The following is an 8,814-nucleotide window of genomic DNA, read 5'->3' on the forward strand; positions in this document are numbered from 1 at the left end:
TTGGGCGGTGAAGTCGACCAATACCGGGGAGAGAAGCGTTTGGTCCGAAAGGACGGAAGCGTATTCTGGGGCGATTTGTCCGCGAGCATGCTGCGGGACGGGAAAGATACGGTATCCGTGATTTTAACTTTTCTGATCGACATTACCGATCGCAAGCTGGCGGAAGATAAATTGCAGGCCAGCAACGAGCGGCTCGAAGCGCAATTGGCCGAGAACCGGATATTGCAGGAAAAACTGAGAGATTTGGCGGTACGCGATCCGCTGACGTCGCTGTTCAACCGGCGGTACATGGAAGAGACCCTGAGGCGCGAGTTGTCACGATCGGCCCGGGAAGATCAGCCGCTCAGTCTGGTCATGATCGACATCGACCATTTCAAGCAACTCAACGACACTTATGGTCATCCGGCGGGGGATCTGGTCCTGAAGGAACTGGCGGCACTGTTGCTGCGCCACCTGCGCAGCGAGGACATCGTCTGCCGCTTCGGCGGCGAGGAATTCGTGGCCATTCTGCCGGGCGCTCCGTTGTTGACGGCGGCTCAGCGAGCCGAATCCTGGCGTTTGGCGTTTCAGGAATTACACATCGTTTATGAAGACCAAGTATTAACCAGCACGCTCTCGATGGGGATCGCGGAATATCCTCGTCATGGCGCGACCAGCGAGGACCTTCTGTTCCAGGCCGATAGTGCGATGTACATGGCCAAGCGTGCGGGAGGCAATCGGGTGATGGTCTGGGGTTGAGTAGTCTTTGGCGCTGGTGCGCCGTTTGCTTGTCTTGCTCGACCTTGTGTGTTTATACGGATTTTCATGAAGCATTCTCTGTCTCGCTCTGATATCTCTTCTCACGCTATCGATGACTTGGAGGCGCGGCTGATGGCTACTGCCGGCGGGGCCGAACGCGGCAAGATCGCCGAGGCCCTGAACCTCGCCCGCAGGGCGCGGGATCAAGATACGATCGTCAGGCCGCGCGGCATCGACGTCGCGGATATTCTCCTCGGGATCAAGGCCGATGGGCTCACGCTGCAGGTTGCGCTGCTGAGCGATCCTTATCTCCGCGATACGCTCAAGGAAGCCGACATCAAGGCCCAATTCGGGGAGACCGTCGCCGATTTGGTGCAGAAGGTCAATTGGCTCAACACCTTCGACGAATACCGTCCGACCGAAATCAAGGAGCCCGCCCAGGCGGAACTCTTGCGCCGCATGCTTTTATCGGTGGTCAACGACGTGCGTGCGGTGCTGGTCAAGCTCGCCTATCGTCTGCAGCGCTTGCGGCTGCTCAAGAATCAGGACGGCGAGTTGCGCCAAAGGATCGCCATGGAAACCCTGGACGTGTTCGCGCCCCTGGCGAACCGGCTGGGCGTGGGGCAGCTCAAGTGGGAGCTGGAGGATCTCGCTTTTCGCTATCTAAACCCCGACAAATACCGCGATCTTGCCAACCAGTTGGCGACCAACCGCGCCACGCGGGAAGCTTTCGTCGGTCAATTCATCGAGATACTGCGGCAGGAATTGGAAGCGAACCATATCCACGCCAAGGTTTACGGCCGTCCCAAGCACATCTACAGCATTTATCGGAAGACGCAGCGCAAGGAGCTGGACCTGGAGGAGCTGTATGACCTGCACGCCGTAAGGGTCATCGTCGACGATGTTGCGACCTGTTATGCGGTGCTCGGTCTGGTGCACGGCCGCTGGCTCCACGTTCCCAAGGAGTTCGACGATTACATCGCCAACCCCAAGGAAAACGGCTATCAATCGCTGCACACGGTGGTGATCGGACCCGAAGGCCGGCCGGTCGAAGTTCAGATTCGCACCCAGGCCATGCACGATTTCGCCGAATACGGTGTCGCGGCTCACTGGCGATATAAGGAAGGCGGCAAGCAGGACGCGGTTCTCGATCGCAGCATCAATGCCCTGCGCCGCCTGCTGGAAAGCAGGGACGACGATCAGTCGATGCTGGAGGATTTCCGCGCCGAACTGTTCGAGGACCAGATCTTCGTGCTGACGCCGAAAGGGCAGGTGGTCCGGTTAAGTAAAGGAGCGACGCCGCTGGATTTCGCCTATCACATCCACACCGAGGTGGGGCACCGCTGCCGCGGCGCGAAGGTCAACGGACGTATCGTGCCGTTGACCTATTCGCTCAAGTCCGGCGAAAAGGTCGAAATTCTCACCGCCAAGCACGGCGGCCCGAGCCTCGGGTGGCTGGATCCGCACCTGGGTTATGTCAGGACCGGCCACGCGCGTACCAAGATCCGCCAATGGTTCAAGCAGCAGGATCATGAAAAGCATCTTCGCGCCGGGAAATCCATTCTGGACCGGGAGCGGCAGAAGCTGGGCATCAAGGACGTCGATCTGGACGAGCTGGCACGGCATTTCCATTTGCCGCGCGGGGACGATCTGCTGCTGGCCGTCGGCCGCGCCGACATCGCTCCGGCCCAGCTGGCCAATGCCTTGAAGCTTCCGGAATGGCAGCCGAAGGTTCCGGCGGCTCCCCCGGCGAAAAAGCCCTTGCCGCCGGCGACGGGCAAGGCATCGGAAGAGGTGACCATCCAGGGAGTCCGCAACCTTCTGACCTATTTCGCCCATTGCTGCGAGCCCAAGCCCGGCGATCGGATCATCGGCTATGTGACGGTGGGCAAGGGCGTCGCCATCCATCGCCAGGATTGCGACAACATCATTCAGTTGCCGCCCCGCAAGATGAGCCGTCTGATCGACGTGGCCTGGGGTACGGAGCCGGAAGCGTTCCCGGTGGAGCTCGAAGTCAAGGCGCTGGATCGAAAGGGGCTGCTCAAGGACATCACCCATATTCTGGCGCACGAACATATCAATATCGTGCGCACCCACAGCGAGACCAACGGGGACGATCAGTCGGTCGTCATGAGGATCACGGCCGAGGTATCGGACCCCGGACAGCTCAGCTCGGTGCTGGACAAGATCGGCCAGGTGCACAACGTGTTCAGCGCCAGGCGCTTGCAGCACGGGTGAGGGGTTGTGATTTCTTTTCGCATTAGTCGCTTTGGTAAAAGGTGCCGCTGATCGCGGCGACTGCTTTGGAGCGGGTCTCGCCCCGCTGGCGAGTTACTTTTCTTTGCTTGCCCAAAGAAAAGTTTGTTTGGTCCGGCAGCCCCAATCTAATGTCGTTCCCATCGGTCGATCATTGCGCCAAGCCAGCCCCGGGAATAGGCCAAACCGTGATAGATCGCCAACGCCAGACGCGCCCAGCGGATATAGAGCCCCGGCCGGCGGATCAAACGGGCGAACCGGAATACCGGATGGCTCCAGGCCGTGATCAGGCTGCGAAACCGGTAAATCAGTTTTCTTCGGGCGGATAGGCCTCGGGAATCCGGCGGTACACGCTTGCTCGGCTTCACGCCGGGACGCCGCCAACTCAGTCGATAGGCGAGACCCTCCCGGCGCTGCCGAAAACCCGCGGCCTGGGTTTGTTCGACGAACCGGGCGTCGACCGGCGTCAGGTGCAGCCGGCCTTGTTCGAACCCGGTCGTCACGAGCCGTTCCATTTCCGGCGAGCGGACGATGACCACATTCGTGCCGCGCCCGTCGGATGAATAAGGTTCCACCCAGGCATCGCCGAAGGCGATGTCGGCCGTTTCCGCGACCACGTCGTCGCAGGCGTTGCAGGCCGAGTTCTGAAAAAAACCGGCGCCCCAGTCGCCGTCCGCCAGATGCCACCAGTCCTTCTGTACCACTTGCCCGTTCCTGAGCGTCAATTGAGCGGTGTACCAGTTCGCCGGACGATCGGGATCTTTGCGGCGGAATTCGACACCTTGAACGTCGTCTACCGGGACACCCATTTGCCAGGCGAAGCTTTCCACGAAACGGGCACTCTTCATGTGGCCGCAGAATAGCCCCAGGGTGAACCGAATGCGTTCGCGAAACACGGGATCATAGCGGCGGAGGAGTTGTACCGCCTTGATGAAACAGGGGACTCCGACCACGGCATAGCGTCCCGGATTCGCCCGGATGAGTCCGAGCGCGTCCGATAATTCCACCGGATAATAGCGCGACTTCGCGCCAGCCAGGATTTCGTCCTCGGTGCGCGAGATCCGATAACGGAAGAACAGCCCGTCGCGCTTCGGGTCCGTGGCCGCGACATGCGCCGCGCCGTCGATCCGCCCGCTGCGCAGCAATTCCGCCAAAACCCAGCTGACCATGCCGCCCGAGCTTCCACGCTCGCGGAAGTCCTTTTCGGCCACGTAACCCACGTAGGCGGCTCGAAAATGTCCCACGGCGGAATCGTGCCGGCCGGCATCCGGAAAAAGCTGCTCGGCCAGCTCGTTCTCGTCCCTTGCACCAGGCGAAAACGGGCAGATTCGCGCGAACTCCGAGGATCTGCGGCGCAGCCATTCGGGAGACCCTGTCGGCTTATATTGCCCGTACCGGTCCAGCTCCATCCGCGAGGCGAAGGCATTCGCCCGTGCCACGCAACTGCCGCAGCCGATGCAGAGATCAGAATCCACGATGTCCCGCGGACTGAAGGTCTGTCGATCGGCTGGGGTCGGCATCGGTCAATCCAATGCGTGATCGAGAAATTCGTTCGACTGTCGACGGAGCCGATCGACCCGGTCGAGTATCCGGGAATCCAAAAGTTCGCTCAGGCAGACGTCGTAAGTGGTCGCCGTCGAATCTTCCGATAGTAGACGCTTTTCTCCGCCGATCATGGCCATCAAGTTTTCGATCTTGGTGGACCGGTACGGGGAGCGCTCGGAGACGAAAGGTTTGGCATGGCGGAGGGCAAAAATACAGCCGTGGAAGAAGTTGGTCGCTACCGCTTCCGCACGGGCCATGGCATGGGCGAAATCCTGCGGACCGGCGGTGATCCATTGCTGATCGGCCCAGTCGTTCCGATAGCCCAGGCTGACCATCGGATAGCCGTGCGATCTGGCCCAGCGCCTAACATTTCGGCCGAATGCCTCGGAGAAATTGTGCCCATAGACCGCTACGAAAGGCCGATCCGGCCCGCGCCAGATTCCTTCCGGTCTCGGCATGAACTGAAGACAGGGGTCGAGCACCAATTCCGGTTCGAAGCCGAGCGCGTTTTGAATAATGGCGCGGGAGTTGTCGTCGCGAACCGAAATCGCCTCGAACCTGCGCAGTCGATCCGCCCAAGCCGGTTCGAGTTCTTGCGAAGCGTCGTAATTGCCGAAACTGGCGCCATAGGAAACCAGCCGTGCCCCGATGCCGGCGCCGAAGAACAGTGGACATCCGCCATACCAGGGGTGTCTCAGATTCCACACTTCGTCGCTGCCGACGATCACCCGATCGAAGCTTTCCAGATTGCTCGCATGTTCGAGGTTGAAGCGCGGCGAACGCGGCAGCTTGGAAATGGCACGGAGAAACTTGAGGAGCTTCAAGCCGTAGAGCAGGTAGTCCATGCTTGGAACCGACGTCGGCAGGACAGGGCGGAGTGCGCACGTCCATTCGGCGCGTTTGATCCGCCAGGCATCGTGATCCAGGATCACGGCCTCGTGCCCGCGCGAGCGTAGTTCCTCCACCAGGCAACGCGCTTGCCAGTAGCTGCCGTAATTGATGCAGCGGTGAAAGGTCAGGATTCCCATCCTTGGCTTAGGATTCCCCATAGCGTTCCGTTCCTGCTTTAACGATTAGATGGCGCGCGAAAAGCGATGTGCGGCACGGTCCAAGAAAATATGATTGTTTATGGCGACCCAAGCTACGAAGAGCCTGTTACCGCCACGCTCGGCCGGGTTCGGCAATGGGCCGACCGTGCGAGCGGCCATGCGCCGGATCGAACGGATTCGTCGGCAAAGGATTGCCGACCTACCGATCGATGCCGCCGAGTAGGTCGGGAATCCTTTCCCGACGCAATGGATGGGCAAGCGGATACGGCGCCACAGTATGCGGCGGGCGAAGGACGGGACGCCCGCCGAAGGCTGCTGATCGACGCGGGACAACTGGAGCAAGCCCTGGCCGACCGGGTGGAAAACGACACGCTCGTAGAACGCATCATGAGCGTCACCGATCTCGCCGCCGACGCGTTTCTCCACGATTCCGATCTCGGGCCACTCCAAGAAGCGCTCGCCCAACTCGAACTGCCGGCGGACTTGACGGTGCGCGTCAAAGTGCCGGAAGGATTTGCATTCTACGCGCTCTATCCGGAGCAATACGCCCAAGCCGCGAGATTATGGGTTCGCAATCATGCGGATTCCGATTCGCGGCGGGCGGTGGTGGTCGGCATTCGCAGCATCGGGACCAGTCTTTCGGCGGTGGTGGCGCGGGAGCTGGCTCAAGCCGGATGGAACGTGCGACGGCTGACGGTCAGGCCGTCGGGGCACCCGTATGCGCGGCGCGCGGCGATTCCTCGCGAGGCGGTTCAAGGAGCGGTTTTCGGATTGGTCGTCGACGAAGGGCCCGGGCTATCCGGCTCGTCGATGGCGGCCGCGGCTCAAGCGCTGGTCGAAGCGGGACTCGATCGATCCGGAATCGGCTTTTTTCCGGGACATGACCGCGGCCCCGGAAACGCCGGAACCGAAGACGTGCGGAGGTGGTGGAGCGATACGCCGAGGTATGTCGTCGGGCTGAGCGAAATGGCTTGGCAAGGCCGGCCGCTAGCGGAAGAGCTGGCATATCGCAGCGGCCCGGCCGTTCGGGTGGACGATCTGAGCGGCGGGATGTGGCGGCATGCCGTCTATCGGCATGAGCAGGAATGGCCGGCGGCGTTCGTCGCATTCGAGCGGGCCAAATATCGGGTGGTGCGGCGTGACGGCTCGTCGGTGCTGTGGAAATTCGAAGGACTGGCCGGCGGGGCGGAGGCGGTCAGGGATAGCATGGCATGGCTGGCTCAACGCGGATGGACCCTGGCTCCTCTGGATTCCGCCCACGGTTTCGTGGCGAGGCTCTGGATCGAAGGCAAGCCGCTTCAAATAGATCAATGCAATACCGCTGTTCTGGATCGAATCGGGCGCTACATCGTCGATGCGGCCGGTACCGCGCTTTCGATTTCCGAGCAAAGGACATCGCTGGAGCGGCTCAAAGAGATGTTGTACTGGAACACTCGGGAAAGTCTGGGAGAGGCCTTGGCAACGCGTACGCTACGGTGGAACGGGTTGGTCCCGGAGCATCCATGGCCAGCCTACGGCGATGGGCGGCTGGCACCCGAGGAGTGGATACGCTCGATCGACGGGAGGCTGATCAAGGTCGATTGCGCCGGGCATTCGACGGATCATACGGTAATCGGACGTCAGCCCCTGATTTGGGACTTGGCGGGCGCGACGGTCGAATGGCGGCTCGATAGCGAAACCGTCCGGCCTTTGCTGAGTGCGTTCGCCGATGCGGGCGGCGAGTTGCCTACACCGGGGACGCTGGCCTTTTACTGCGCGGCCTATGCCGCGTTTCGCTTGGGACAGTGCGCGATCTGCGCCGGCATGAGCGATCCGAGCGAGCGGCGGCGGCTCCTTCGCGCCGGCGATTTCTACGAGTCGCAACTGTTTCGAATTCTCGCTTAGTAAGGCATGGGTAATTCGCTGCCCGTATTGTTGACGCAAAGCACCCACGGGCCATGGTCGAAGATGGCGACGATGCTGACCGAGGCCAGTCCGATCTCGATGCGGCTGAAAAGATCCAAAGGCACGCCCAGAAAATAGGCGAGAGCGGCTTTGATCACGTCGCCGTGGCTCACCAGGGCGATGCAGTCGTCCGGGTGTTTTTCGCGCAGGCGGAGCATTTCGCCGACGATGCGGGCTTGCGTCTCGACCATCGCTTCGCCGTTGGGGACGCGTGTCCCGCTGCGAAAACTATTCCATCGGCCAAAGGTTTCCAGACGGCGGAGATCTTCGAGCTTCCTTCCGGTCCAGTCGCCGAGATCGATCTCGTGGAGGGTTTCGAGGGGTTGAACCGGCAGGCCGAGCCGTTCGGACAAGAATTCGGCCGTCTCGCGGGTTCGGTCGGCCGGGCTCGAATAAAGAGCCGCAACCGGCAGACGGGCGACCCGTTCTGCCATGTCGTTGGCCTGATTCCGGCCAAGTTCACTGAGGTGCACGCCCGGCGCTCGGCCGGCGATGGTGTCGCCGCCCAAGAGATGCGCACCGTGGCGAATCAGCAGAAACGTGGTCATCACGCGTAGCGCCGGGTCATTTCGACGCAGAATTCGGCGAATTCCTCCACGCGTTGCGGCGGGCTGGTGTGGTGGGCGTTGATGCCGCGGTGCTCGGGGGTGAAGCAGTAGGTTACGGTTACCCGGAAGGGTTCGAGCGCCCGCATCTGCCGGTCGAACCAATCGAGTGCGTTCGGCCGAAAACGGTCGGCCCAGCTCAGGCCGGTACGGAGATAGGTGACGCCCAAATCTTTCATGATTCGCACCGCATCGTCGAGCCGGTGGTCCTCGAAATGAAACCACTGGCACAGGCCCATTTCCGGCGCATACTCGTAGAAATGCCGAAAAGCGCGTTTGGGCATGCCGTCTTCCCGCAGCAGGCCCATGTAGAAATGGCGGTAATAGGACGAGCCTTCGGCCTCGCGGTGACGGGTCGTGGCGGGCCAGGCTCTGGGCAGGTCGTAAAGGCTGTACCAGTGAATCCGCGGCGCTTGCTCCAGCAGCAGTTCCGCGGTTCGCTTGAGCCCGAATTCCTGTACTTCCTCGGCGCCGAAGCTGGAGACGCCGACCTCGGAAATCCAGATGGGCTTGTCGTCGACGACGCTGTGAATTTCGTTCAGCTTGTCGGGCCATTCGTGAATCTGCCAGTGGTTCCAGTCCAGCGGAAACCCGTGGACGGCCACGGCATCCATGCGCGGAATGACGCCGTAGTTTTTCATCCGTTCCATGAACAAGGGATCGATGGGAGAGATGCC

The 8,814-nt window shown here is 61.3% G+C and carries 7 protein-coding genes; 3 read left to right on the plus strand and 4 right to left on the minus strand.

The annotated features are described in order from the left end of the window. A partial coding sequence (locus ABJK70_RS16285; protein WP_347258485.1) for a sensor domain-containing diguanylate cyclase occupies positions 1–738 on the plus strand: 738 nt, incomplete at its 5' end. A gap of 132 nt (positions 739–870) precedes the next feature. Next, on the plus strand, positions 871–2,976 hold the full coding sequence (locus tag ABJK70_RS16290) for a bifunctional (p)ppGpp synthetase/guanosine-3',5'-bis(diphosphate) 3'-pyrophosphohydrolase (protein ID WP_347258486.1): 2,106 nt from the start codon (positions 871–873) through the stop codon (positions 2,974–2,976). Positions 2,977–3,122: 146 nt separating this feature from the next. On the opposite strand, the gene ABJK70_RS16295 is transcribed toward ABJK70_RS16290, so the two are convergent. Both ABJK70_RS16295 and ABJK70_RS16300 read right to left on the minus strand, forming a co-directional pair. Beyond that, positions 3,123–4,514, minus strand: a complete 1,392-nt coding sequence (locus ABJK70_RS16295) for a Coenzyme F420 hydrogenase/dehydrogenase, beta subunit C-terminal domain (protein ID WP_347258487.1) — start codon at positions 4,512–4,514, stop codon at positions 3,123–3,125. A gap of 3 nt (positions 4,515–4,517) precedes the next feature. After that, positions 4,518–5,588, minus strand: a complete 1,071-nt coding sequence (locus tag ABJK70_RS16300; protein ID WP_210023856.1) for a polysaccharide pyruvyl transferase family protein — start codon at positions 5,586–5,588, stop codon at positions 4,518–4,520. 69 nt (positions 5,589–5,657) lie between these two features. Here ABJK70_RS16300 and ABJK70_RS16305 point away from each other — a divergent pair, with 69 nt between their 5' ends. Then, entirely contained in the window at positions 5,658–7,472 is a 1,815-nt protein-coding gene (locus ABJK70_RS16305) for a hypothetical protein (protein ID WP_347258488.1), read from the plus strand. On the opposite strand, the gene ABJK70_RS16310 is transcribed toward ABJK70_RS16305, so the two are convergent. Both ABJK70_RS16310 and ABJK70_RS16315 read right to left on the minus strand, forming a co-directional pair. Further along, positions 7,469–8,080, minus strand: a complete 612-nt coding sequence (locus ABJK70_RS16310; protein WP_143735072.1) for a histidine phosphatase family protein — start codon at positions 8,078–8,080, stop codon at positions 7,469–7,471. The genes ABJK70_RS16305 and ABJK70_RS16310 overlap by 4 nt on opposite strands. Continuing rightward, positions 8,080–8,814 (minus strand): hypothetical protein (locus ABJK70_RS16315; RefSeq protein ID WP_347258489.1); only part of this gene is annotated, 735 nt, incomplete at its 5' end. The genes ABJK70_RS16315 and ABJK70_RS16310, both read right to left, overlap by 1 nt.

It is taken from the genome of Methylocaldum sp., from assembly GCF_039794385.1.
GTDB lineage: Bacteria > Pseudomonadota > Gammaproteobacteria > Methylococcales > Methylococcaceae > Methylocaldum.

What these genes read in the sequence shown, in the direction of transcription:
- ABJK70_RS16290 (WP_347258486.1), top strand. Translation starts at nt 871, where the DNA reads ATGGCTACTGCCGGCGGGGCCGAACGCGGCAAGATCGCCGAGGCCCTG.
- ABJK70_RS16310 (WP_143735072.1), bottom strand. Translation starts at nt 8,080, where the DNA reads ATGACCACGTTTCTGCTGATTCGCCACGGTGCGCATCTCTTGGGCGGC.
- ABJK70_RS16295 (WP_347258487.1), bottom strand. Translation starts at nt 4,514, where the DNA reads ATGCCGACCCCAGCCGATCGACAGACCTTCAGTCCGCGGGACATCGTG.
- ABJK70_RS16300 (WP_210023856.1), bottom strand. Translation starts at nt 5,588, where the DNA reads ATGGGGAATCCTAAGCCAAGGATGGGAATCCTGACCTTTCACCGCTGC.
- ABJK70_RS16305 (WP_347258488.1), top strand. Translation starts at nt 5,658, where the DNA reads ATGATTGTTTATGGCGACCCAAGCTACGAAGAGCCTGTTACCGCCACG.